Origin of the sequence: Arthrobacter wenxiniae (genome assembly GCF_013376105.1) — a bacterium.
Taxonomy (GTDB): Bacteria; Actinomycetota; Actinomycetes; order Actinomycetales; family Micrococcaceae; genus Specibacter; species Specibacter wenxiniae.
In genome coordinates this window covers 16,690-40,494 of the sequence record NZ_JAAMFM010000023.1, presented here as the reverse complement: position 1 = coordinate 40,494, position 23,805 = coordinate 16,690, and the positions used below count along the sequence as shown (strand labels likewise).

Below are 23,805 nucleotides of genomic sequence, written 5' to 3'. Positions count from 1 at the left end.
CCGTGGACCGTCGGATCTTTGGCATTGAGACGGAGTTTGGCATCGCCTACTCGGCGCCCGGCTCCCGCCCGCTCTCGCCCGAGGAAGTGGCCAGATACCTTTTCCGGAAAGTGGTCAGCTGGGGCAGGTCCTCCAACGTGTTCCTGCCCAACGGCTCACGCCTCTACCTGGACGTGGGATCCCATCCGGAGTACGCCACGGCGGAATGTGACGGCCTGGAGCAGCTCATCGCCCATGACCGCGCCGGCGAGCTGATCCTGCACGACCTCGTCACGGAAGCGCAGGCCCGCCTCGCCCTGGAGGGCTATTCGGGCAAGATCTTCCTGTTCAAGAACAACGTCGACTCCGCCGGAAACTCCTACGGCAGCCACGAAAATTACCTCATCACCCGGCGTGGGGAGTTCAACCGCGTGGCGGACATCCTCATCCCGTTCCTGGTGACCCGGCAGCTCATTGCCGGCGCCGGCAAGGTGCTCGGGCCCCAGCAGGGCGGCCACTTCGCGTTTTCCCAGCGCGCGGATCACATCTGGGAGGGCGTGTCGTCCGCCACCACCCGCTCCCGGCCCATCATCAACACCCGCGACGAACCCCACGCCGACGCCGAACTCTACCGCCGCCTGCACGTGATCGTGGGCGACTCCAACATGTCCGAGACCACCACCCTGCTCAAGGTGGGCACGGTGGACCTGATCCTGCGCATGATCGAGGCCGGGACCATCATGACGGACATGCGCATGGAGAATCCCATCCGCAGCATCCGCGAAGTCTCGCACGACCTCACCGGCAAGCACGCCGTCAAGATGGCTGACGGGCGGACCATGAACGCCATCGAGATCCAGCGCCACTACCTGGAGAAGGTGAACGGCTTTGTCCGCTCGCACGGGGCCCACAACGAACTGGTGCCGCGGATCCTGGAACTGTGGGAGCGCACGCTGGACGCCATTGAAAGCCAGGACTATTCGGCCATCGACACGGAAATTGACTGGGCCATCAAGCTCAAGCTGCTGGGCGCCTACGCGGCCCGGCACGACGTGGACCTTGGTTCCGCCAGCGTGGCGCAGCTTGACCTGCGCTACCACGACATCTCCCCGGATCGGGGGCTCTTCAACGTCCTCGAGCGCCGGGGGGCGGCGGCCCGCGTCACCACCAATGACGCCATCGCCCGCGCCGTCGACGAGGCGCCGCCCAGCACGCGGGCCAGGCTGCGCGGCCGGTTTGTCCAGGCCGCCCGGGAGTCCGGCCGCGACTACACCGTGGACTGGGTCCACCTGAAGCTCAACGACCGCTCGCATCAGACCATCCTGTGCAAGGACCCGTTTCAAAACACGGACGAACGTGTCGACGAACTGATCGCCTCCCTCAAGCCCGGATACTGACACTGCGCCCCCCTGGGGGCATCCCGGCACGGGCGGACAGCATTTGTCCAGCTTTGGCGGTTAGGCTGGTTGCGGCCAACCCCCCACAACGCGCGGCGGGGCTGCACCACCTGCCCCACCGACCCTGCCACAAGAAAGTATCTTCTGTGCGCCGACTTCTTGCACTTCTCCTTCCCCTGCTGCTCATGGTGACCGCGTGCGGCGCGGGATCCCAGGCCGCGACCAGCAGCACACCCACCGCCTCGGCAGCCGTCACCATCCCGCCGGCACACGCCGAGACGCTTGCCTCCGTCAAGGTCGCCGACCAGGGCAAAGGCAAGGCGCCCAAGGTCAGCTTTGGCCAGCCGCTGAAGATCACCGCCGAGTCCATGAAGCTGATCAAGGACGGCACGGGCGCCGCCGTCAAGGACGGCCAGACCATCGTTTTCCATGAGATCGCACTCGACCCGGCAACCGGCAAGACCGTGGGTGAAAACTTCACCAAGGCGGCCGGCGGCACCATCACGCTCAGCGCAACGTTCAAGACCCAGTTCCCGCTGGTCTATGCCACGTTCACCGCCGCCAAGATCGGCGCCTACCTCGCCTACGGCACCCCCGCCACGCCCGCCGTCGCGGCGTCGTCCACCGCGGCCGCCCAGCCCGCCCGCGCCGCCAGCCTGAGCGTCTTCCAGATCACCAGTGCCAAGGACCCGGCCAAGCTCATGAGCGCCAGCGGCGTCAAGGCCCTCGAAAAGGCCGGCGGCCTCCCGACTGCCAAGTTCAACGCCAAGGGCGTCCCCAGCATCACGATCCCGAAGAAGGACGCGCCGGCCGATCTCGCCGTGCAGGTCCTCACCGAAGGCAAGGGCGACGTCGTCAAGGCCAGCGACACCATCTCCGCCTGGTACACCGGCTGGAGCTGGTCCGACGCCAAGAAGTTTGACTCCGCCTACGACCGCGGCGCGGCGGCCTCGTTCAGCCTGGCCCAGGTCATCCCCGGCTGGACCATGGGACTGGCAGGCCAGAAGGTGGGCTCCACCGTCCTCCTGACCATCCCGTCCTCGCTGGCGTACGGCGACTCACCGCAATCCGGCCAGCCGTCCGGCCCCCTGGTTTTTGTTGTTAAGATCGACTCGAAGAAGTAACCCACCTACCCCAAGGAGCACCATGTCATTTGGCACCCGCGACTTCGACCGCACCAAGCCCGAAATCGACTTTCCGAATCACGAGGTCCCCACGGTACTCGTGATCGAGGACATCATCGAAGGTTCCGGCACCGAAGCGGTGCCCGGCAGCACCGTCTCCACGCACTACGTGGGCGTCGCCTTTTCCTCCGGCGAGGAATTTGACTCCTCCTGGGGCCGCGGCACGCCGCTGGAGTTCCGGGCCGGAGTGGGCCAGGTCATCCAGGGCTGGGACCAGGGCCTGATCGGGATGAAGGTGGGCGGACGCCGCCGCCTGGAGATCCCCTCCGAACTGGCCTACGGCTCGCGCGGCGCCGGCGGAGCCATCGGCCCCAACGAGGCCCTCATCTTCGTGGTGGACCTCGTGGGCGTGCGCTGACCCCCAACAGCTCCCACCGCCCGCAAGCTCGCGGCGCGTCCCCCGCTGTTGTGGACCCATGGCTTCCGGCATGTGTTGAGCACGACTCCGGGCCCCCAGGTTGATTCTGGGGGCCCGCCTTGTTGTTGGCGCGGTAGGGCGGCACCCCGCCCGTGCCCGCGGGGGCGGGCCGCCAGCAAGTAGTCTGGTGGGGTGCCAAAGAAAATCGATGCGGTGGAACGCCTGCTGAACCTGGTCATTGCCCTACTGGGCAGCCGCCGCGGGCGCAGCCGCAAATTCATCCGCGACCATGTGAACGGCTACGCCGCGGCCGCGCCGACCGCCGCGGAGGAGGCCAGGCTGGAGGTGGCCTTCGAGCGGATGTTCGAGCGGGACAAGGACACGCTGCGTCAGGTGGGCATCCCCATCAAGACCACCACCAGCTTTGACGACGATGACCACGAACAGACGCTGTACCGCATCGACCCGGCCGACTACGGAGTCCCCGAGGTCCGCCTCGACGAACCGGCCATGATGATGCTCGCGGTGGCCGCAAACATGTGGAGCGGGGCCGCGTTCAGTGAAGCCGCCCAGTCCGCCCTGCGCAAGGTTGCCACCCGCGCCGGGCTGGGCTGGTACGACGACGACACCACTGTCCAGTCCCGGATCCGCACCCTGGAACCGGCCTTCGAGCCCCTGTGGACGGCATTGCGCGAAGGCCACGCCGTCACTTTTGACTACCGTGGCGCCGGTACCGCCGAAAACTCGGTCCGGACCGTCCAGCCATGGGGCCTGGGCAGCAAATACGGCCAGTGGTACCTGGCCGGCCTGGACGTGGACCGCGGCGCCGCAAGGAACTTCCGGCTGTCCCGCATCTGTTCCGAGGTGCAGATTGACGGCAGCGGCCACTTTGAACGCCCGGAGGGCTTCTCGATTGCACAGGTCCTCCAAGGCCTGGGCAGCGGGCAGGCTGAGACAGCACTCGTGGAGGTGCCCGTTGGCGGCGCCCACTTCCTGCGCAGCCGCGAAGGCGCCGCGGTGGCAGGCGCCGGCACCCGGACGGGAACGGAGCTCCTCTCCGTCAGCTACCGTGAACCGGAATTGATGGCCGACGACCTCGCCTCGCTTGGCGCGCAGGCCGTGGTCCGTGAGCCGGGCACCCTGCGCCGAGCTGTGCTGGCCAGGCTCCAGGCGGCCGCCGGCGCTGCGGGTGCCGTCGGCGCAGCAGACGCCGACCCTGCCGGGCGCGGCGGCACCCCGCTTCCGGTGCCGTCCCCGGACGGTCCCGGCCCGGAGGGTCTCGGCGCCGCGCTGCGGCGGGGCCCGGGCAAGCGGACCGACTCCCGCGAGCGGCTCCTGCGGCTGCTTTCGATGGCGCCGTTCCTCGTGGCCAACCCCGGCATCCCGGAGTCCGAGCTGGCCGAAGAATTCCACCTGGCCCCGGACCAGCTGGCCCGGGACCTGGAAACCCTCAGCGTCACCGGACTTCCGGGTTACCTGCACGGCGACCTCATGGACGTGTTCACCGAGCGCGGCCAGGTCTTCATCCGCGACGCCGAGACCCTGTCCGCGCCGCTGCGCCTGACCCAGGAGGAGGCCTGCGCGCTCCTGGTGGGGCTGGATGCCCTGACCGCCGTCTCAGGCAGCGCCGAGGCCCGCTCCCTCCGGACCGCCCTGGACGCCGTGAAGCGGGCAGCGGGCCCGGACGCCTGGCTGGCGGACGCCGTCGCCCTGGCGCTGGTCGACGGGCCGGCGCTGGAAACCATCGCGGCGCTGCAGGCCATGATTCACGACCGCACGGCCGCGCACATCACCTACCTGGTGCGCAGCCGCGACGAACTCAGCGAACGGACCATCGAGCCGCGCCGCATCTTCTCCATCGATTCCACCTGGTACGTGCGTGCCTGGTGCCGCAGCGCACGGGAACTGCGCAGCTTCCGCGTGGACCACATCCGTTCGCTGGACCCCGCGGGCCCGCAGGAGCACGAGGCGGGAGGCAATGCATCCGTGCCGCCCAGCGCCTACACGCCGGGTGCCGGGGACACGGAAATTTCCCTGCTGGCCGACGCTGGCACGGCCCGCCGCCTTGCCCCCGCCTACGACGGCGTGCTCCACGAGCCCGGGGCCGGCCAGGCGGGCCTGCTGGGCCTGCGGATACTCGTCGGCGAGACCTCCACCGTGCCTCCGCTCATGGCCAGGCTGGCGGGGCGCGCGCGCGTGCTGGCGCCGCATTCGGTGCGCCGCCACGTGTCCGCCTGGCTGGCCGCGGCAATCGCCGCGTATGAACCAGATCACGCTGTGGGCGAAAGCGCACCGCGAACACCCAACGTGAATCGATAGACTGAATACATGCCTTGGTGGTCATGGATCTTGATTTGGGTTGCGCTGGTGGCGCTGGCCCTGCTCTTCGCTGTCCTGCTGGGTCTGAAAGTATGGCGGGACGGGCTGAAAACCCTGCATGCCGTGACGGCAGTGGGGGATGAACTGGGCGCCCACTGGGCGCGGCAGGTCCAGTCCGCCACGGAGGCGCAGGCTGCGCAATCGCGTCCCGCGGTTGCGGGCGCGGCGGTCTTTGCAACGCCCGAACAAATGAAGGATGATTACCTAGCGTCCAAGGAGGACAGGCGAATTGCCCGGCTCCAGCGGCGCGTCGCCCGCAGGAAAGAACGCGGACAGCTCCAATCCTTGCGCGACATCAAAGCCCTTGAAGACGTAGGATGAACCAAAAGGAAAGGCGTTAACCGTGGGAAGAATTTTCGAGAACCCGGCTGTAATCATTGTCCTCATCATTGTCGTGGTGCTGTTGTTTGCCGCCCCGAAACTGCCGGGAATGGCGCGCAGCCTGGGCCAGTCCATGCGGATCATCAAGTCCGAGGTCAAGGAAATGAAGAACGACGGCAGGGAAGACAAGCCTGCCCCGGCCCCCGAGGCCCCCGTTGAAGGCAAGATCGTCAACAACCCGGCTCAGCCGGGCAGCACGCCGGGCGACGGTACCGGCACCGGTACCGGCGCCCAGTCATAGAAACTGCGGCACCGCCGGTGAACGCCTCGAAAGGCCGCAAGGCCAATCCCGAAGGCCGGATGCCGCTCAAGGAACACCTGGTCGAGGCCCGAAACCGCCTGTTCAAGAGCGCCCTGGCCATGATTCCGGGCATCGTCGTCGGCTGGATCATTTACGAACCGCTGCTTGCGGGACTTACGGCGCCGTTGGTGGAGATCCAAAAGACCAGGGACATCAGTGCGTCCCTGAACTTTACCGGAGTGACAACGTCATTTGACCTGAAGCTGCAGATTTCCTTGATCCTTGGCCTGGTCATCGCCTCGCCGGTGTGGATCTACCAGCTGTGGGCGTTCATCACCCCCGGTCTGACCAAAAAGGAACGGCGCTACACGCTGTCGTACCTGGCCGCCTCGGTGCCCCTGTTCCTGGCCGGGATCTACGCGGGTTGGCTCATCTGGCCCAACATCGTGCGCGCCATGACGTCCTTCACGCCCCCCGGCGGCTCCAACATCATGGATGCGCTGGACTACCTGAGGTTCGCGCTGCAGCTGATGATCTTCATGGGCGTGGCCTTTCTGGTGCCCGTGCTGCTCTTCGCGCTGAACGCGATAGGCCTGGTCCGCGGCTCAACCTATCTCAAGGCATGGCGCTTCACCATCCTGGGCGTCACCATCGTTTCAGCCATGGCCGCCCCAGGATCGGACGTCATGTCCATGTTTTTCCTGGCCATTCCGCTGTTGGTGCTGTACTTCGGGGCGATCGGGTTGTGCATGCTCAACGACAAGCGCCGCGACCGCCGTGCCGCCAAGATGGCCAAGGAGACGGAAGAGACCGCCGACTCGGCCACGCCGCTCTCCGAACTCGGCGGAAGCTAGGCTGCGTGCCGCCCGTGTCCTGGCCGGTTCCCCGGCTGGCATAGGCTGGAACCATGCCGATGAACCAAGCAGCAAGCCCCGCCCAACGCCATGCGGCGGCAAAGCGGAACTCGGCGGACGCCGGCACCGAGTTCGGGGCGTTCAAGCGGGGCTTTGACTTCGAGCTCGACGACTTTCAAATCACCGCCTGCCGGGCCCTGGTGGCCGGCCGCGGCGTCCTGGTTGCGGCCCCGACCGGCGCGGGCAAGACCATTGTGGGCGAGTTTGCCGTCCACCTGGCGCTGGCCCGCGGCAACAAGGCGTTCTACACGACGCCCATCAAGGCCCTGAGCAACCAAAAGTACCAGGAACTGGCCCGCAGGCACGGGGCCGAAAATGTGGGGCTGCTGACCGGGGACACCAGCATCAATTCCGAGGCACCGGTGGTCGTCATGACCACCGAGGTGCTGCGCAACATGCTGTACGCGGACTCGGACACCCTGTCCGGGCTGGCGTATGTGGTCATGGACGAGGTCCACTACCTGGCGGACAGGTTTCGTGGCGCCGTGTGGGAGGAAGTGATCATCCACCTGCCCACCGAGGTGTCCGTGGTGTCGCTGAGCGCCACCGTCTCCAACGCGGAGGAGTTCGGCGCCTGGCTGGGGACCGTCCGCGGGGACACCGCTGTGGTGGTCTCCGAGCACCGGCCCGTTCCCTTGTGGCAGCACGTCATGGTCCAGCGTGAGATCGTGGACCTTTTCGCCACCAAAAAGTCCTTTGACGAGATCGCGGCGGAGCTTGAGCCGGGCTCCGACGGCACCGCCGCCGGCCGCTTCAAGGTCAACCCCGAGCTGCTCAAACTGGCACGCGTCGAATCCGGGCACCAGCACCGCGGCGGCCATGGCGCGCGGCCGGGCCGGCGCGACCGCCGCGACGGCCGCGACCGCAGGAACGGGCCCCCCGGCGTCGCGAACGACGCGGCCCTGGTCAAGCGTGCCTCGCGCCCGCAGGTGATCCGGGCGCTGGATGCTAAGGACCTGCTCCCGGCCATCACCTTCATCTTTTCCCGCGCCGCCTGCGACGCGGCCGTCCAGCAGTGCGCCGCGGCCGGCCTGTGGCTGACCACGCCGGCGGAGCGGGCGGAGATCGCGGACCGCGTGGACGCGGCCTGCGCCGAGCTCCCCGACTCGGACCGCGAGGTCCTGGGCTACTGGGGCTGGCGCGACGGCCTGCTGCGGGGGCTCGCGGGCCACCACGCCGGCATGCTGCCCACCTTCAAGGAAGTGGTGGAGTCCCTCTTCGCCGACGGCCTGGTCCGGGCGGTGTTTGCCACCGAGACCCTGGCCCTGGGCATCAACATGCCCGCCCGCACGGTGGTGCTGGAGAAACTGGAAAAGTTCAACGGCGAGGCACATGTGGGCGTCACGGCGGGGGAGTACACCCAGCTCACCGGACGGGCCGGGCGTCGGGGGATCGACGTGGAGGGCCACGCCGTGGTCCTGTGGCAGCCTGGCACGGACCCCACCGCCGTGGCAGGGCTCGCGTCACGGCGCAGCTACCCGCTCAACTCCAGTTTCCGCCCCACCTACAACATGAGCATCAACTTGGTGGCCCAGTTTGGCCGCCGCCGCACCAGGGACATCCTGGAGTCGTCCTTCGCCCAGTTCCAGGCGGACCGGTCCGTGGTGGACCTGGCCCGGCAGGTCAGGAGCCGCGAGGAGTCGCTCGCCGGGTATGAAAAGGCCATGAGCTGCCACTTGGGCGATTTCACGGAGTACGCCAGGCTGCGCCGGGAGCTCACCGACCACGAATCAGGGGCGTCCCGGACCAAGGCGAAGCAGCGCCGCGCCCGCGTGGCGGAGTCCCTGGCCACGTTGCGCCAGGGGGACGTGATCATGGTGCCGGCCGGCAGGAACCCGGGCCCCGCCGTCGTCCTTGAGGCCGATCCGCACGCGCGCGAACCGCGGCCCGGCATCCTCACGGCCAACAAGGAACTGCGCCGCCTGGGCATCCACGAGCTGGATGGCCCCGCCCTGCCGCTGGCACGGGTGCGCATCGGCAAGGGGTTCAACCCCAAGGTGCCCAAGGACCGGCGGAACCTGGCCCAGCAGGTCCTCGACGCCGTGGCCGACGGCGGCGCACGCCGGCCCGACCGCAGCGCCACGTTCACCCTCCAGGATTCCGCCCGCAGCGAGGACGAGGCCATCGACACCCTGCGCCGCGCCCTGCGCGCACATCCCTGCCACGGCTGCCCGGACCGGGAGGACCACGCGCGGTGGTCCGAGCGGTGGTGGAAGCTGCGCCGGGAGACGGATGCCCTGGTCCGTGCCATCCAACAGCGCACCAACACCATTGCCAAGACCTTTGACCGCGTCACGGACCTGCTTGCCGCATACGGTTTCGTGGAGACGGACGACGCCGGCGAGCTGCGTCCCAGCGCCGACGGCCAGCGGCTGCGGCGCGTGTACGGCGAGAAGGACCTGCTCATTGCCCTGGCGCTGCGCGAGGGCGCGTTTGGCGACCTCGACGCCGCCGAGCTGGCCGCCTTCGCCACCACCGTGGTGTTCGCGGCCAAGCGGGACGACGGCGGTGCCCGGCCCAGGATGCCCAGCGTCAGCCTGGAGACCTCCGTGGAAGCCGTGGTGCGGCTGTGGTCCGTCCTGGAGGACGCTGAGGAAACCCACCGGCTGCCGCTCACGGGGGAGCCGGAGCTGGGGCTGGTGTGGCCAATGTACAAATGGGCCAGGGGGCGCGGCCTGCAGGAGACGCTCAAGGGCACCGAGCTGGCTGCCGGCGACTTTGTGCGCTGGACCAAGCAGGTGGTTGACCTCCTGGACCAGCTCGCCAAGGTGCCGGGAATGGAGCGGGGCTTTTCCCGGTTGTGCAGTGAAGCCATCGGGCTGGTGCGCCGCGGCGTGGTGGCCTACACTTCCGTGGTTGACTAGCGCCGCCACCCCCGCTCCCGCCATTTGTCCCGCCCGTTGATGCCCGGTTCCGGCCCTGCCGGGACGCCGCCCTTGAAAGGTCCACCTTCCCCATGTCACTGACCATGTACCGCAACGGCTCCGTCTACAGCGCCGCCGACCCGTTCGCCACGGCCATGCTGGTGGACGGGGACACCGTGGCGTGGGTCGGCTCCGAGCATGCCGCGTCGTCGCTTCTGGATGCGCGCATGCGGCTCGTGGACCTGGACGGCACGCTCATCACGCCGGGATTTGTGGACTCCCACGTCCACGTCACCGAAACGGGCCTGGCCCTGGACTCCGTGGACCTCTCCGGAGCCCGTTCCGTGGCGCAGGCCCTGGACCTGGTGGCCGCCGCCGCGGCAGGGGGCGCGGGCATGGTGCTCGGCCATGGCTGGGACGACTCCAACTGGGCAGAGGCGCGACCACTGTCCGCCGCGGAGCTCGACCGGGCCGCCGGCGGGCGCGAGGTCTACCTGGCGCGGGTGGACGTCCACTCCGGACTTGTTTCCCCCGCCCTCGCCCGGCGCTGCAAGCTGGCCGGCCTCTCAGGCTGGGACGGCGGCGCCCTGGTGTCCGGGGACGCCCACGCGGCGGCGCGTGATGCCACCCGAACGCTCGACGACGGCGCACGGCGTCTGGCGCAGGAACGCGCCCTGCGGCACGCCGCCGCCAACGGCTACGTTGCCCTCGCGGAGATGGCGGCCCCGCACGTGGGCTCGCCCGCCGACCTGGCCTCCCTGGCCGCCCTGACGGCCGCCGACGCACCCGCGGCCCTGCCGGAGGTCCTGCCCTACTGGGGGCAGGCGGTGTCCGGCGTCGAGGAGGCCCGGGAGCTGCTGGCGTCGCTGGGCACGCCCGTCCTGGGGCTGGCCGGCGACTTGAACATCGACGGATCGCTGGGCTCACGCTCGGCCCTCCTGCGCGAACCCTATGCCGACCTGCCGGCCGGCGCGGCCGGCAGCCACGGCCGGGCGTATCTGGACGCCGGCCAGGTCGCCGACCACCTGGCCGCCACCTCCGAGCTTGGCATCCCGGGCGGGTTCCACATCATTGGCGACGGCGCCATGGCCATCGCCTGCGAAGGCCTGGTGAAGGCGGCTGAGCGGGTGGGACTGGACAAGGTCCGCGCTGCCGGACACCGTTTTGAACACGCTGAAATGGTGGACGCCGGGGCGATGGAGGTGCTCGCGCGGCACGCCGTCACGGTTTCCATACAGCCTGCCTTCGATGCCCTGTGGGGTGGGGGAGCGGGCATGTACGCCCGCCGCCTGGGCGCCGCGCGGGCAGCCACGCTGAACCCCGTGGCCAAGTTTTACGCGGCCGGCGTGCCCGTCTGCTTTGGTTCCGACGCCCCCGTGACCCCGCTCAGCCCCTGGGCCAGCGTGCGCGCCGCCTTGAACCACCGCCAGCCCGGGGAACGCATCTCGGCCCGTGCCGCCTTCATCGGCCACACACGTGCCGGCTGGCGCGCCGCGCGCGGAGCCGACCCCATGCTGGGGCAGCTGGCCCCCGGCGCCCCGGCCAGCTTTGCCGTCTGGGAGATTGACCAGCTCATGGTCCAGGTGGCGGACGAGCGGGTCCAGTCCTGGTCCACCGACCCGCGGGCCGGCACGCCCCTGCTGCCGGCCCTGGACACGGGCAACGACCCGCGCTGCCTGCAAACCGTGCACCGCGGGCGCGAGCTCTTTGCGGCACCGGATTTCCCGTGATTTCCGCCACACCCGGCACGGCCGCGACACGCCGCCGTGCAGGAATTTTCCCCGGCCGCGGCACACCGCCCTGACCTGCAGCGACACGCATCGGTGCAGGTCAGGGCCGTGTTGACAGCGGCTGTGGGGGGAATTAGCTTGTATTGAAGCGGACAAGCCCGACAAGGGCGTCCCAGCCGGAACCGGCACTGGCCAGTGTTGCTGGAAGTGCACCGTTTCCGGCGTTCGGGAGATAAGTTCACGCGCCAGTAGAAAACAAGCAGGGCCGCAGCCCGTCAGTCGCGGTCCGGCTTGGCCCGAAGGCGCGTGGGCTTATCTCTTTCATCCCTCCCTTGCGGTGCAGTCACGGCGCCCGATCCGGCGGTGCAGGCGGCGGCGCCCGCCGCGGACACCGGCCCCTGCCCGGCCGTCACCTATACTGGGGTTTTGGCTCCACGCGCCCTTCGCATCATGCACTTCAGTGTGCGCGGTCCGCCCCTGCGCTGCGGCAGCAGTCCGCGGCGGCTGGCGCCAACGCTGATTGACCCCACCATAGTTCTTTACGGAAAGGCACCTGTGTTGCGTGTCCTGACAATCATCCCCACGTACAACGAGCTTGAGTCCCTGCCCAAGACCCTGGCGCGGCTGCGGGCCGCGGTGCCGCACGTTGACGTGCTGATTGCAGACGACAACAGCCCGGACGGCACGGGCCGCCTCGCAGACGGATTCGCCGCGGACGACCCCCAGGTGCATGTCCTGCACCGGGCGGGCAAGGAAGGCTTGGGCGCCGCCTACCTGGCCGGGTTCGCATGGGGCCTCGACGCCGGCTATGACGTCCTGGTGGAAATGGACGCCGACGGTTCGCACCAGCCCGAGCAGCTGCCCCTCCTCCTGGACGCCGTGGAAAAGGGCGCCGACCTGGTGCTGGGGTCGCGCTGGGTGCCCGGGGGCAGTGTGGTCAATTGGCCCCTGCACCGCAAGCTGATCTCCACCTGCGGCAGCCTGTACTCGCGGATCCTGCTGGGCATTTCGGTGCGCGACATCACCGGCGGCTACCGGGCGTTCCGCCGCACCACCCTCGAGGCGCTGGACCTGGATGCCGTGGACTCGGTGGGCTACGGCTTCCAGGTGGACATGCTGTGGCGTGTGTGCCAAAAGGGCATGACAGTGGTGGAGGTCCCCATTACCTTTGTGGAACGCGAATTCGGGGCGTCCAAGATGAGCGGGAACATTGTGCAGGAGGCCATGGTCAATGTCACCAGGTGGGGGCTGACCGCGCGTTGGAACAAGCTGACGGGCCGCACCGGTTCCTGACAAAGGACGCCCCTGGGAATCATCCCAGGGGCGTCCTTTTTGCACTCACGCTTTTCCGGGGGCTAGACCTTCTCGCCGCGCTTCTCGCGCAGGATCGTCAGGCGGTCGGCCAGGATCGTTTCCAGTTCAGGAAGCGAGCGGCGCTCGAGCAGCATGTCCCAGTGTGTGCGGACGGGCTTGTCGTTGGACGTGTCAGGGGCTTCGCCGTTGACCAGCAGGGCCTCCTTGCCCGTCTTTGACACCCACACCGGGGGGATCTCCGCCTCGGAGGAGAACGTTACGAACACCTGCTCGCCGTCGGCGCAGCGGTATTCCACGCGCTGGCGGGGGGCCGGCTCCACGCCGGACTCCGTCTCCATGCTCTGTGCGCCCAGGCGCATGCCGCGCAAGCTACGATCGCTCATGACTTCTCCCTCATGTTGTTGCCGGTTCTCAGGGGTGAACCGGCGTCGTGGTTCCGTCGGCCCGCTTGGAAGGGGGCCGGCAAAACCATGTTCGTCTTTGATTCAACGTATTGCGGGGCACGGATGTTCCGCGGTGCCCGCCTGGCGTGAAAGGTCTGGCCGGGACAACGCCGCACGGCCAAGCTCCCATTATACGGGCTTGGCCGTGCGGTTGCCGCAGGGGGTCCCGCCGTCAGCGGTGCCCCTGCGCGGCCAGGTCCGGAGTCCTTGCCTACGGCAGGGCTTCGCGAGTGACGTCGGCGGCGTCGTCGGTATCGGCCACGGTGTTCCCCAGGACGTTGCCGATCCCCTTCAGGGCCTCGCCGACTTCGCTGGGAATGATCCACAGCTTGTTCGAGGAACCGGAGGCGATCTTGGGCAGCGTTTGCAGGTACTGGTAGGCCAACAGCTTCTGGGTGGGATTGCCCTTGTGGATGGCGTCGAAGACCTTCTGGATGGCCTGGGACTCGCCGTCGGCCCGCAGGATGGCCGCCTTGGCGTCGCCCTCGGCCTTCAGGATGGAGGACTGGCGTTCGCCTTCAGCGGTCAGGATGGCCGACTGCTTGGTTCCCTCGGCCGTCAGGATCGCCGCGCGGCGGTCACGTTCGGCGCGCATCTGCTTTTCCATGGAGTCCTGGATGGACAGGGGCGGATCAATGGCCTTGAGCTCCACGCGGCTGACGCGGATGCCCCAGCGGCCCGTGGCCTCGTCCAGGACGCCGCGCAGCTGGCCGTTGATCTGGTCACGGGAGGTCAGCGCCTCTTCGAGGTTCAGACCGCCCACCACGTTGCGCAAGGTGGTGGTGGTCAGCTGTTCCACGGCCTGGATGTAGTTGGCAATCTCATAGGTGGCTGCCCGCGGGTCGGTGACCTGGAAGTACACCACGGTGTCGATGGAAACCACCAGGTTGTCCTCGGTGATCACCGGCTGCGGCGGAAAGGAGACCACCTGTTCGCGCAGGTCCAACAGCGGCAGCAGCCGGTCCACAAACGGGATGAGCACCGTGAGGCCGGGGTTGAGCGTCCGCTGGTACTTGCCGAGCCGCTCGACGACGCCGGCACGGGCCTGCGGAATGATCCGCACGGACCGGACGAGGACGATGACGACGAATATCAGCAGGACAATAACAACGAAAAGCCACACTACTGCTCCGGCTCCATCTGGCATGAAATCCCCTCTTTTCTAGCTTGCAGAATGCGTGTTCCGTGCGCCGAGTGGCACAGGAAAGTAAGTAGCGTGCAGCCTTGATGTGAAGGCGCTAGGCGGTGGTGGTGGCAGTCCCCGTTGACTTGTGCACGTTGGGGAAGCTGACAATCGCCGTTGCGCCGTCGATGGCGGCCACCTCAACGGACGCTCCCGCCGGAACGTCGGCGCCGCCCCGGGTGCGCGCGGTCCAGACATCCCCGCCGATCTTGACCAGCCCGCTGTTGGCGCCGACGGCCTCCAGGACCACCGCGTGGCGCCCGATGAGACGGTCAACGTTGGAGAGCGAGTCGGCGGGCCCGCGGCGCAGGTGCGCCAGTGCCAGCGGCCTGATCAGCACCGTGGTTGCCAGCGCCACGACGCAGAAGATGACAATCTGCAACCAGAGCTCGGCGTGGAACAGGAAAGCCACGAGGGCGGCCAGGGCGCCGACTGACATCAGGATGAAGTACAGGTTCAGCGTCAGCATTTCGGCGACTGCAAGCAGCAGGAACACAGTCAGCCAGATGATCCAGCCGAAACTATTGATCCATTCAAGCATTGAGTCCCCCTTTGTGACTTAACGTACAATCCAGCCTACTACGTATGCGTGGGAATATCTCGTTCAAATCACTGCCTGCAGGGGCATCCGCAGCGGGTCGGCACCGACCCGTGAACTAATCCGCGCCAGGATCGCGACGGCGTCGCGCAGCTGCTCGACGTCGTGGCCGAACGGCAGGCGCAGGAACCGTTCAAAGGCGCCGTCCAGGCCGAACCGCGGGCCGGGAACCAGGCCCAGGCCCTCCGCGCGGGCGGCCAGGGCCAGGGCCGATGTGGAAACCGTGCCGGTGTTGATCCACAGCGACAGTCCGCCGTCGGGCACGTCGACCTTCCAGTCCGGAAGCTGCTCTGCCAGCAGCCCGGTGAGCACGTCCCGCCTCATTTTCAGGTCCTTGCCCCGGCTGTCGGCAAGCACCGGCAGCTCGTGGACCAGCTGGGCCGCCGCGAGCTGTTCCAGCAGCGGCGTCCCCAGGTCCTGGGCCGGACGGTCCCGCAGGATCCGGGTGAGGACCTCCCGCGGCGCGCGGATCCAGCCGATCCGCAGCCCGCCCCACGCAATCTTGCCCAGCGACCCCAGCGTGATGGCGCCCGGGGAGAAGCAGCCCAGCGGCGGGAGGACCCCGCGGTCAATGTCCAGCAGCGCCGTGGTCTCGTCGGCCACCAGCACGGTTCCTTCGCGCGCGGCCGCCGCCGCCAGGTACTCGCGTTCCGGGATCGTCATGCTCTTGCCCGTCGGGTTGTGGAAGTCGGGCATCAGGAAGGCCATGCTCGGCGCCGCCCGGCGCAGCTGCAGCGAAGCCTGGCGAAGGTCCCAGCCGCCATCCTGGCTGACCGGAAAGGACAGGATGCGAGCGCCCACGGATGCGAAAGTGTCAAGGGCGTGGGGATACGTGGGCTGTTCAACCAGGACACGCTCGCCGGGGGAGTGGAGCGTCTTGGTCACCAGGTTCAGGGCGTGCTGGGCACCGGTGGTCACCATGACCTGGTCCGCCGAGGTGGGCAGGCCGCGGTCGCAATAGCTGTGGGCGATGGCCTCCCGGAGGTCGGGCAGGCCAACCATGTCGAAGCCGTCGTGGCCAAGGTACGCGGGAAGCAGTTCGAGCGCGGCCGCATAGGCGGCAGCCATGCCCGGGTAGGCGAGCGTGATGGCCTTCGTGAAATCGAGCGGCAGGCCGTTGGCGAGCGAATGTTCGCCGCGCTCGCGCCCGGGCAGCACCAGCGTGCTGCCGGAGCCGCGCACGCTGGCGAGGTAGCCGTCGTCGCGCAGCTTGGAGTAGGCGGCGGCAACAGTGGTGCGGCTCAGCCCGAGGGCACCGCTGAGCTCGCGTTCGGCGGGGAGCCTGGTGCCGCTGGCGAGCCGGCCGTCCATCAGGAGCACCCGGATTCTGTCCGCCAGCGCCCTGTAGGCCGGCCCCGCGGACCGCCACTCGCCCAGCTCGCGGGCCAGGCGCCGTCCGGTAACAAGGCTGTTCATGAATCCACCTTAGGCGAATTGGCTCTATTGCATAAGTCCAGTTTGGCTAAACTTGCCCTATGCAGCGAGTGTTCACCACCCAATACCTTCCCGTCCGCCTGGCCCGCCTGCTGGTGGGCCTGTTCCTGTACGGCATTGCCATTTCGCTGATGATCCGCGGCAACATCGGTGCGTCGCCGTGGGACGTGTTTGCCCAGGGCGCATCGCGGACAACTGGCATCTCCTTTGGGCTGTGCACCATCATCATCAGCGGGATTGTCCTGCTGTTCTGGATCCCGCTCAGGCAAATGCCCGGGGTCGGCACCATCGCCAACGCCGTGCTGGTCGGCGCATTTGCGGACCTGGGCCTCGCCATGATTCCGCAGGCCGGCCACTTGCTGTTCCAGGTCCTGCTTTTTGCGGCGGGCCTGGTCATCCTGGCCTTTGCCACGGCGCTCTACATTGGCGCCGGCATGGGTCCGGGCCCGCGCGACGGGCTCATGACCGGCCTGGTGCGGGTCACCGGCAGGCCGGTCTGGGTGATCCGCACCAGCATCGAACTGGCGGTGGTCGTCGTCGGATTCTTCATGGGCGGGGTGGTGGGCGCCGGCACGGCGGCGTTTGCGCTGGGCGTGGGGCCGCTGACCCAGGTGACGCTGAAGTGGCTGCACGTCGACCTGCACGGCAAGTCCCCCAAGGCGCGCATGGTGGTCCTGGCGACACCGGAAGCCGTGCGCCCCGGTGCGGCCGCCCTGTGTCCCGGGGAAGGCGAACAACCCCTCCGTTGACCCCTCCGTTGGAGAACATCACACCTCCGACCTCAACGGGGGCGGAAGACGGAGACGGTGAATTGAGCCGTGGCGTCAGTCCACGCCGGCAGCGCAGCCACCATCCGGTCCAGTTCCCGCTGGTTCAGGTGGTGGCCCGCCGGCCCCATGAGCGCCACGTTGGACACGTCGTCCGGGTCCAGGCGGAGGGGAATGGTCACCGGGCTGCTGCTCTCCAGGGCGAAGTCCGGTTCCACCCCGGCTGCCAGGGCGGCTTCCTTGTCCGGCTGGATACCCAGCAGGCCAGCCGGCCGGGCGATCTCCGCCAGGTGCCCGGGCCGTGGCGTCACCACCACGAGCCGACCGGAGGGCTTGAGCACGCGGGCAAATTCCGCCGCGTTGCGCGGGGCGAAGACGACGAGCACCACGTCGACCCGTCCGGCTTCCACAGGCAGCGGCTGCCACAGGTCCCAGACCAGGTTGACGGCGGCCGCGTTGCGCCGCGCGGCCCGGCGCAGGGCGAACTTGGATATGTCCAGCCCGATGGCGTCGACGGCGCCGTCAAGCCGGTCAAGCAGCTGCCGCAGGTACCATCCCGTTCCCGTGCCGGCGTCGAGGACCAGGGGACGAGGCTCCGGCCGGCCGGCCGGCCCGCCAGTCGAAACGCCAACGGCACCCGCAGCGTCCAGGGCGCCGCGCACCGTGGCTGCGAGCGCGTCCGCCAGCTCCCGGTAGTGGCCGCCGGCGAGGAAGGCGTCCCGGGCGGCGGCCATGGCAGCCGAGTCGTGGGTGAACTTGGTGCCGTGCCCGGTGAGCAGGTTCACGTACCCCTGGCGGGCGATGTCGAAGCTGTGCCCGTCGATGCACTTGAGCGCCGTCTCGCCGGACAGGACCTCCATGAATTCGAGTCCACAGACGGGGCAGATGAGGGCGTCGAGCACGCTGTTGTCCATGATTTCATCCTAGGCGGACCGGAGGGGGCATGCCCGTGTTCAGAAATGCAGCACCGCCCGGGCCTCGGCGATGCCCGGCCGGGCCCAGTTGGCCGCATATTCGGCGTCGGAGGCCAGCGAGCGCGTGTGCGCACGGTCCAGGTAGATGATGCCGGAAAGGTGGTCGGTCTCGTGCTGGGCGATCCTGGCCTGCCACCCGGAGAGGCGGCGGAGCACGGGGCGCCCGTCGACGTCGTCGTATTTCAGGTCGACGGCGGCGGCGCGGTCAACCACGGCCTGCCAGCCGCGCACGGAGAGGCAGCCCTCGTAGTGCGATGCCGTTTCCGTTCCGACGGGCGTGCAGCGCGGGTTGAGGATGGCCAGGAATTCCAGCGGCCGGCGCTCGCGGGCCATGGCGTTTTCCTCGGGGATGTCGTAGCGGTCCTCGAGCACGGCGAGCTGGAGCGGGATGCCGATCTGGGGTGCGGCCAGGCCGACACCGGGGGCCGCGTGCATGGTGCGGCGCATGATGTCGATGAGCCGGGCCAGTTGCCCGTGGGGGATTTGGCCGGTGAAGGGCACCGCCTGGGCGCGCAGCACCGGGTGGCCGGCCTGGACAATGGCGGGCAGCGCGTCCTCGGCCACGACGGCGGCGACGGCTGCCTGGACATCGGCGTCCGTGAACAGCTGCCGGCCGCCTGCGACGGGCCCGTTCACGCGCCGGCCTCGATCCGCCACAAGCCGACGGCGGTGTGGGCGCTGTCCATGTTGGTGTCCCCCGAGCCGGGCTCCAGTGCGTAGTGCCTGACATTGCCCGCCCTGTAGCGAAGAATGCGCCCCGGCTCCTCGACGGGCGCGTCCCGGACGGCGTCCAGGCCAACTTCCAGAACGAACTTCACGGCGTGCTCCCTGCGTTGTTGCCAATGGTTGACACCATTGTGCCAAGGCCGGGCACGGCCACCTCCATCCTGCCCCCCCTTGCTATCCGCGTGCAGGTCGCTAGTGTGGGCTAAAACGGGTAGCAGAGAAAAGGATTGCCATGTCTTCCAACAGTTTCGATGCACGCGGTGAACTCACCGTCGACGGCCAGGTCTATGAAATCCACCGGCTGGCCGCGGTGGAGGGCTCGGCCCGGCTTCCATACAGCCTGAAGGTCCTGCTGGAGAACCTGCTCCGCAATGAGGACGGGCGGCTGGTCACCGCCGAACAGGTCCGTGCAGTGGGGAACTGGGACCCGGCGGCGGAGGCGAACGCGGAGATCCAGTACACGCCGGCCCGGGTGCTCATGCAGGACTTCACCGGCGTCCCCTGCGTGGTCGACCTCGTGGCCATGCGCGACGCGATGTCGGACCTGGGCGGGGACCCGACGAAGATCAATCCGCTGATCCCGGGCGAACTGGTCATCGACCACTCCGTCATCGCTGACGTCTTCAACGTCCCCAACGCGTTCTCCATCAACGCGGAGTACGAGTTCAAGCGCAACCAGGAGCGCTACCAGCTGCTGCGCTGGGCCCAGCAGTCCTTCAACGACTTCCTGGTGGTGCCGCCGGACACGGGCATCTGCCACCAGGTCAACCTGGAATACCTCGCCCGCGTGGTGTTCACCAGGGAGCACGACGGCGTGCGGCAGGCCTATCCCGACACCCTGGTCGGCACGGACTCGCACACGCCCATGGTCAACGGCCTGGGCGTGCTGGGCTGGGGCGTGGGCGGCATCGAGGCCGAGGCCGCCATGCTGGGCCAACCCATGAGCATGCTTGTCCCGCAGGTGGTGGGCTTCAAGCTGACCGGCGGGCTGCCGGAAGGCACCACCGCCACCGACCTGGTGCTCACCGTGGCGGAACTGCTGCGCAAGACCCGGGTGGTGGGAAAGTTTGTGGAATTCTTCGGCCCGGGCGTGGCCAACGTGCCGCTGGCCAACCGGGCCACGCTGGGCAACATGAGCCCCGAATACGGTTCCACCTGCGCCATCTTCCCCATAGACCAGGAAACGCTGGACTACCTGCGCCTGACCGGCCGCAGCGACCACCAGGTCAGGCTCGTGGAGGCCTACGCGAAGGAACAGGGCATGTGGCACGATCCCAGCCACATCCCGGACTACAGCCAGGTGGTGGAACTGGACCTGTCCACCGTGGAGAGCTCCATCGCCGGGCCCAAGCGCCCGCAGGACAGGATCCCGCTGCGCAGCGCCAAGCGTGCCGTGCGCGGACTGCTGGCGGGGGAGTCCCAGGAAGTGGCCGTGCTGGCCGGGGGGCTGGACGAGGCCGGGGACGAGTCCTTCCCGGCCAGCGACCCCGTGGCCATCAGCGACAGGATTCCCCGCGACGAGCCCCCGCGCACCGTCGAGGACGAGGCGGACGACGGCGTCGAACTCGAGTGGCCCAGCGACCCGGCGGAGCTGGTGCTGAACGGGCAGGAGCTGACCCTGGACCATGGCGATGTGGTCATTGCCGCCATTACCTCCTGCACCAACACCTCCAACCCCTCCGTAATGATCGGCGCCGGTCTGGTGGCCAAGAAGGCCGTGGAACTGGGGCTCGCGAGCAAGCCGTGGGTCAAGACGACCCTGGCGCCCGGATCCCGCGTCGTGACCGACTACCTCGACCGCGCCGGGCTCACGCCCTACCTGGAAAAGCTCGGCTTCGACCTGGTGGGCTACGGCTGCACAACGTGCATCGGCAACTCCGGCCCGCTGATCCCGGCCGTCAGCCAGGCCGTGAACGGCAACGACCTCTCCGTGGCGGCCGTCCTTTCCGGCAACCGCAACTTTGAGGGCCGCATCCACCCGGAGGTGAAGATGAACTTCCTTGCCTCCCCGCCGCTGGTGATCGCCTATGCGCTCGCAGGCAGCATGCACGTCGATTTGCTTAGGGACCCCCTGGGCGAGGACGCCAGCGGAAACCCGGTCTTCCTCAAGGACATCTGGCCGACGACGGCGGAGATCAAGTCCGTCGTCGAGGCCAGCCTGGAGGCGCAAATGTTTACGGACGGCTACGCGGACGTCTACCACGGCGACGACAACTGGCGCGGCATGCACGTGCCGGAGGGCGACATGTTCGCCTGGTCGGACGAGTCCAGCTACGTCCGCAAGCCCCCGTACTTCGACGGCATGACCCGCGAGCCCGCCCCGGTGGGGGACATTACCGGCGCGCGCGTGCTGGCCCTGCTGGGGGACTCGGTCACCACCGACCACATTTCGCCGGCCGGCAACATCAAGAAGTCCTCGCCCGCCGGGCAGTACCTGCTGGAGCAGGGCGTGGCCCAGGCCGACTTCAACTCCTACGGCTCCCGGCGCGGGAACCATAACGTGATGATCCGCGGCACCTTCGCCAACATCCGTCTGCGCAACCTGCTGGTGCCCGGCGTCGAGGGCGGCTTCACGAAGCGTTCGGCGGAGGGGGAGGTGGAGACCATCTTTGACGCGTCCAACGCATACCAGGCGGAAGGGACGCCGCTGGTGGTCATTGCCGGCACCGACTACGGATCGGGCTCCTCGCGGGACTGGGCCGCGAAGGGCACCATGCTGCTGGGCGTGAAAGCCGTCATCGCGGCGTCCTTTGAGCGCATCCACCGCTCCAACCTGATCGGCATGGGTGTGCTGCCCCTGCAGTTCAGGGACGGCGAGACGGCGGAGTCCCTGGGCCTGACCGGCCTGGAAACATACTCGGTGCTGGGACTGGCGGGGGCGGACCCGCTGCCCCGCGAGGTCACCGTGCGGGTCGAGCACGGGGGCACCTCCCGCGACATTGCCACGACGCTGCGCATCGACACGCCCGCGGAGGAGGCGTACTACATGCACGGCGGGATCCTGCAGTACGTGCTGCGCCAGCTCCTGGAGGGATGAGCGCCCTCAACAAGATTTGACAGGGCACTTAAGTAATATTTTGTTATGCAAACGGTAGCTGCGGGGGAGCCCGAACCCGGGGGGAACCGTGCATGATGGGTGGATGGAGAACATAACGACGGAACGACTCTTACTGCGTCCATGGCAAGAAACCGACGTTGATTTTGTGTACGACCTATATTCCCGCTGGGTGGTGCAGCGCTTCATCGGCAACGAGCCGCGCGTCATGGAAAGCCGCACCGAGGCGGAAGAGCGCGTGGCGCGCTTCCAGGCCATCGACCATCCGGTGCACGGCATCTGGGCGGTCACGCGCAGGGAGGATGGGGCGCCGGTGGGAACGCTGCTGCTCAAGCCGATCCCCGCGTCGGGGGAGGAGCCGCCCAAGCCGTCCGACGACGTCGAGATCGGCTGGCACCTGCATCCGGACTACTGGGGGAGCGGCTTTGCCTCCGAGGCTGCCGAGGCGGTCCTGGCCCATGCCTTCGCCCACGGGCTGGACCGCGTGGTGGCCGTGACGAACCCCGCCAATGAGGCCTCGCAAAACGTGTGCCTCCGGATTGGCATGAAGGCCAAGGGGCTGTCCAGGAAGTACTACAACGCCACCTGCGAGCTGTTTGTGGCCAAGAACCCGACGGTTGATTCGTAACCGCCCGGCGGTCGGGCGGCGAGCCCTGCGAGCATCGAGACCAAACCGTTGGTCGTTTCCCACCCGCGTGAGTTCCTCATGACCGAACGTCTGCCCGGCGGCAACATGAACGCCGTCGAGCGCGACGGCGGGACCGTCACCCGGAACGCCGGGCCGTGGACGCCGACGGTGCACCGCTACCTGAGGTACTTGCTCCGCGCCGGCGTGGACTGGATCCCGCAGCCGCTCGGCATTGAGGGCACGCGCGAACGGCTGAGCTTCGTTGGCGGAGGGGTGCCGCTTTACCCGCTGCCCGGTTGGGTTTGGGAGGAGCCCGTGCTGGTCGCGGGCGCCAGGAAGCTCCGCCGGCTCCACGATGCCAGCATCGGCTTTGGCCTGGACGGCGCCGTGTGGCAGTCCCCGGCCAAGGTGCCGGCGGAAGTCATTTGCCACAACGACTTTGCCCCTCACAACCTGGCCTTTGACGATGGCATGCTGGTCGGTGCCATTGACTTTGACATGTGCTCGCCCGGCCCGCGGCTCTGGGACCTGGCATATTTCGCGACGCGGGCCGTGCCGCTGACGCAGGAGCCGACGCCGGGCGCGCCCGGGATGGACCGGGCCCGAGGGCGCGTCCAGGTCATTTTGGATGCCTACGGTTCCGATGCCACGTGGGATGACGTGCTCCGCGTCGCGGTCATCAGGTTGTGGGACCTGGCCGACTTGTCACGTGTAAAGGCCGTTGAGCTCGGCAAGCCGGAATTGAACGACGACGCCGGCATGTATGGGCGCGATGCCAAATTCCTGGCCAGACTGAGGCTGGAGGAGGGGTGAAGGAAAAAGTGCCCCCACTGGTGTAGTATTCCCAGGCCACCCCAAACCTAGAGGAGTTGCTGGAACTCTATGGCGCCGTCGGCTGGTCGGCCTACACAATGGACCCGCAGGCACTGGCTGCAGCCCTCCGCGGTTCGTCGACAGTTGTCTCAGCCAGGGCTGGCGGTCAGCTGGTCGGCCTGGCCCGTGTCATCTCCGACGGCGCCACCATCTGCTACCTGCAGGATATTCTGGTTCATCCTGGTTTCCAGCGGCTCGGGGTTGGACGGGAGCTTGCGGTCCGTGCGCTGGACCCCTACGGCAAGGTCCGACAAAAGGTCTTGCTGACCGACGACGAGCCGGGTCAGAAGCCTTTTTACGAGTCACTTGGATATCAGGAAACAGTTGATTGCCAAGGGGGTGCGGTGAGGGCTTTTGTGCGATTCGACTAGCTGCACCCTGCA

At 68.1% G+C, this 23,805-nt stretch carries 22 protein-coding genes; 15 read left to right on the top strand and 7 right to left on the bottom strand.

What is annotated here, in order from left to right:
* Positions 1 to 2: 2 nt before the first annotated feature.
* The 10 genes from pafA to G6034_RS14070 all read left to right on the top strand — a co-directional run bounded on the left by pafA (position 3) and on the right by G6034_RS14070 (position 12,720).
* Positions 3 to 1,376 (top strand): Pup--protein ligase, encoded by a 1,374-nt coding sequence (gene pafA, locus G6034_RS14115; RefSeq protein ID WP_176635741.1) that lies wholly within the window; start codon positions 3 to 5, stop codon positions 1,374 to 1,376.
* A gap of 146 nt (positions 1,377 to 1,522) precedes the next feature.
* Positions 1,523 to 2,500, top strand: a complete 978-nt coding sequence (locus tag G6034_RS20325; RefSeq protein WP_176635740.1) for an FKBP-type peptidyl-prolyl cis-trans isomerase — start codon at positions 1,523 to 1,525, stop codon at positions 2,498 to 2,500.
* Between the two features lie 22 nt (positions 2,501 to 2,522).
* Positions 2,523 to 2,918 carry an FKBP-type peptidyl-prolyl cis-trans isomerase gene (locus tag G6034_RS14105; protein WP_176635739.1) on the top strand — a complete coding sequence of 132 codons (396 nt, stop codon included), beginning with the start codon at positions 2,523 to 2,525 and terminating at the stop codon, positions 2,916 to 2,918.
* Positions 2,919 to 3,110: 192 nt separating this feature from the next.
* Positions 3,111 to 5,237, top strand: a complete 2,127-nt coding sequence (locus G6034_RS14100) for a WYL domain-containing protein (protein ID WP_176635738.1) — start codon at positions 3,111 to 3,113, stop codon at positions 5,235 to 5,237.
* 48 nt (positions 5,238 to 5,285) lie between these two features.
* Positions 5,286 to 5,618, top strand: coding sequence for a hypothetical protein (locus G6034_RS14095; protein WP_343038067.1), 333 nt, complete (start codon positions 5,286 to 5,288; stop codon positions 5,616 to 5,618).
* Positions 5,619 to 5,640: 22 nt separating this feature from the next.
* The gene (tatA, locus tag G6034_RS14090) at positions 5,641 to 5,919 is read left to right on the top strand and encodes a Sec-independent protein translocase subunit TatA (protein WP_176635736.1); all 279 of its coding nucleotides are present in this window, start codon (positions 5,641 to 5,643) and stop codon (positions 5,917 to 5,919) included.
* A gap of 59 nt (positions 5,920 to 5,978) precedes the next feature.
* Positions 5,979 to 6,773: a twin-arginine translocase subunit TatC gene (gene tatC, locus G6034_RS14085; RefSeq protein WP_176635773.1), complete on the top strand. Its 795-nt coding sequence runs from the start codon at positions 5,979 to 5,981 to the stop codon at positions 6,771 to 6,773.
* 53 nt (positions 6,774 to 6,826) lie between these two features.
* The gene (locus G6034_RS14080; RefSeq protein WP_176635735.1) at positions 6,827 to 9,697 is read left to right on the top strand and encodes a DEAD/DEAH box helicase; all 2,871 of its coding nucleotides are present in this window, start codon (positions 6,827 to 6,829) and stop codon (positions 9,695 to 9,697) included.
* A gap of 92 nt (positions 9,698 to 9,789) precedes the next feature.
* On the top strand, positions 9,790 to 11,427 hold the full coding sequence (locus G6034_RS14075; protein WP_176635734.1) for an amidohydrolase: 1,638 nt from the start codon (positions 9,790 to 9,792) through the stop codon (positions 11,425 to 11,427).
* A gap of 558 nt (positions 11,428 to 11,985) precedes the next feature.
* Entirely contained in the window at positions 11,986 to 12,720 is a 735-nt protein-coding gene (locus G6034_RS14070; RefSeq protein ID WP_176635733.1) for a polyprenol monophosphomannose synthase, read from the top strand.
* A 62-nt stretch (positions 12,721 to 12,782) separates the two neighbouring features.
* Here the strand turns inward: G6034_RS14070 and G6034_RS14065 are convergent, their stop codons facing one another.
* From G6034_RS14065 to yczR, 4 genes are all read right to left on the bottom strand, one after another.
* Positions 12,783 to 13,124 carry an RNA polymerase-binding protein RbpA gene (locus G6034_RS14065; RefSeq protein WP_110501781.1) on the bottom strand — a complete coding sequence of 114 codons (342 nt, stop codon included), beginning with the start codon at positions 13,122 to 13,124 and terminating at the stop codon, positions 12,783 to 12,785.
* A gap of 271 nt (positions 13,125 to 13,395) precedes the next feature.
* Positions 13,396 to 14,331, bottom strand: a complete 936-nt coding sequence (locus G6034_RS14060; RefSeq protein ID WP_176635732.1) for an SPFH domain-containing protein — start codon at positions 14,329 to 14,331, stop codon at positions 13,396 to 13,398.
* Positions 14,332 to 14,422: 91 nt separating this feature from the next.
* Positions 14,423 to 14,908, bottom strand: coding sequence for an NfeD family protein (locus G6034_RS14055; RefSeq protein ID WP_176635731.1), 486 nt, complete (start codon positions 14,906 to 14,908; stop codon positions 14,423 to 14,425).
* A 63-nt stretch (positions 14,909 to 14,971) separates the two neighbouring features.
* Positions 14,972 to 16,381 (bottom strand): MocR-like transcription factor YczR, encoded by a 1,410-nt coding sequence (gene yczR, locus G6034_RS14050; protein WP_176635730.1) that lies wholly within the window; start codon positions 16,379 to 16,381, stop codon positions 14,972 to 14,974.
* 59 nt (positions 16,382 to 16,440) lie between these two features.
* On the opposite strand from yczR, the gene yczE reads away from it, so the two are divergent.
* Positions 16,441 to 17,148 (top strand): membrane protein YczE, encoded by a 708-nt coding sequence (yczE, locus tag G6034_RS14045; protein ID WP_218063926.1) that lies wholly within the window; start codon positions 16,441 to 16,443, stop codon positions 17,146 to 17,148.
* Between the two features lie 32 nt (positions 17,149 to 17,180).
* On the opposite strand, the gene G6034_RS14040 is transcribed toward yczE, so the two are convergent.
* From G6034_RS14040 to G6034_RS14030, 3 genes are read right to left on the bottom strand one after another with little or no spacing between them, the layout of a single operon-like run.
* Complete coding sequence (locus tag G6034_RS14040; protein ID WP_176635729.1) at positions 17,181 to 18,080, bottom strand: methyltransferase domain-containing protein; 900 nt, start codon at positions 18,078 to 18,080, stop codon at positions 17,181 to 17,183.
* 39 nt (positions 18,081 to 18,119) lie between these two features.
* Positions 18,120 to 18,776 (bottom strand): peptide deformylase, encoded by a 657-nt coding sequence (locus G6034_RS14035; protein WP_343038066.1) that lies wholly within the window; start codon positions 18,774 to 18,776, stop codon positions 18,120 to 18,122.
* Positions 18,773 to 18,958: a hypothetical protein gene (locus G6034_RS14030; protein WP_176635728.1), complete on the bottom strand. Its 186-nt coding sequence runs from the start codon at positions 18,956 to 18,958 to the stop codon at positions 18,773 to 18,775. The genes G6034_RS14035 and G6034_RS14030 overlap by 4 nt, the downstream gene beginning before the upstream one ends.
* A 140-nt stretch (positions 18,959 to 19,098) precedes the next feature.
* On the opposite strand from G6034_RS14030, the gene acnA reads away from it, so the two are divergent.
* The 4 genes from acnA (at position 19,099) to G6034_RS14010 (ending at position 23,793) form a co-directional block, all read left to right on the top strand.
* Complete coding sequence (gene acnA, locus G6034_RS14025) at positions 19,099 to 21,903, top strand: aconitate hydratase (RefSeq protein ID WP_176635727.1); 2,805 nt, start codon at positions 19,099 to 19,101, stop codon at positions 21,901 to 21,903.
* Between the two features lie 103 nt (positions 21,904 to 22,006).
* Entirely contained in the window at positions 22,007 to 22,549 is a 543-nt protein-coding gene (locus G6034_RS14020; RefSeq protein WP_176635726.1) for a GNAT family N-acetyltransferase, read from the top strand.
* 78 nt (positions 22,550 to 22,627) lie between these two features.
* Positions 22,628 to 23,362, top strand: a complete 735-nt coding sequence (locus tag G6034_RS14015; RefSeq protein ID WP_176635725.1) for a phosphotransferase — start codon at positions 22,628 to 22,630, stop codon at positions 23,360 to 23,362.
* Between the two features lie 56 nt (positions 23,363 to 23,418).
* Positions 23,419 to 23,793, top strand: a complete 375-nt coding sequence (locus G6034_RS14010; protein WP_343038065.1) for a GNAT family N-acetyltransferase — start codon at positions 23,419 to 23,421, stop codon at positions 23,791 to 23,793.
* Positions 23,794 to 23,805: the final 12 nt, after the last annotated feature.

Excerpts from the sequence above, each read along its gene's own strand:
- G6034_RS14105 (WP_176635739.1), top strand. The coding sequence starts at position 2,523 with ATGTCATTTGGCACCCGCGACTTCGACCGCACCAAGCCCGAAATCGAC.
- tatC (WP_176635773.1), top strand. The coding sequence starts at position 5,979 with ATGCCGCTCAAGGAACACCTGGTCGAGGCCCGAAACCGCCTGTTCAAG.
- G6034_RS14080 (WP_176635735.1), top strand. The coding sequence starts at position 6,827 with ATGCCGATGAACCAAGCAGCAAGCCCCGCCCAACGCCATGCGGCGGCA.
- G6034_RS14075 (WP_176635734.1), top strand. The coding sequence starts at position 9,790 with ATGTCACTGACCATGTACCGCAACGGCTCCGTCTACAGCGCCGCCGAC.
- G6034_RS14065 (WP_110501781.1), bottom strand. The coding sequence starts at position 13,124 with ATGAGCGATCGTAGCTTGCGCGGCATGCGCCTGGGCGCACAGAGCATG.
- G6034_RS14060 (WP_176635732.1), bottom strand. The coding sequence starts at position 14,331 with ATGCCAGATGGAGCCGGAGCAGTAGTGTGGCTTTTCGTTGTTATTGTC.
- G6034_RS14055 (WP_176635731.1), bottom strand. The coding sequence starts at position 14,908 with ATGCTTGAATGGATCAATAGTTTCGGCTGGATCATCTGGCTGACTGTG.
- yczR (WP_176635730.1), bottom strand. The coding sequence starts at position 16,381 with ATGAACAGCCTTGTTACCGGACGGCGCCTGGCCCGCGAGCTGGGCGAG.
- yczE (WP_218063926.1), top strand. The coding sequence starts at position 16,441 with ATGCAGCGAGTGTTCACCACCCAATACCTTCCCGTCCGCCTGGCCCGC.
- G6034_RS14040 (WP_176635729.1), bottom strand. The coding sequence starts at position 18,080 with ATGGACAACAGCGTGCTCGACGCCCTCATCTGCCCCGTCTGTGGACTC.
- acnA (WP_176635727.1), top strand. The coding sequence starts at position 19,099 with ATGTCTTCCAACAGTTTCGATGCACGCGGTGAACTCACCGTCGACGGC.
- G6034_RS14020 (WP_176635726.1), top strand. The coding sequence starts at position 22,007 with ATGGAGAACATAACGACGGAACGACTCTTACTGCGTCCATGGCAAGAA.
- G6034_RS14015 (WP_176635725.1), top strand. The coding sequence starts at position 22,628 with ATGACCGAACGTCTGCCCGGCGGCAACATGAACGCCGTCGAGCGCGAC.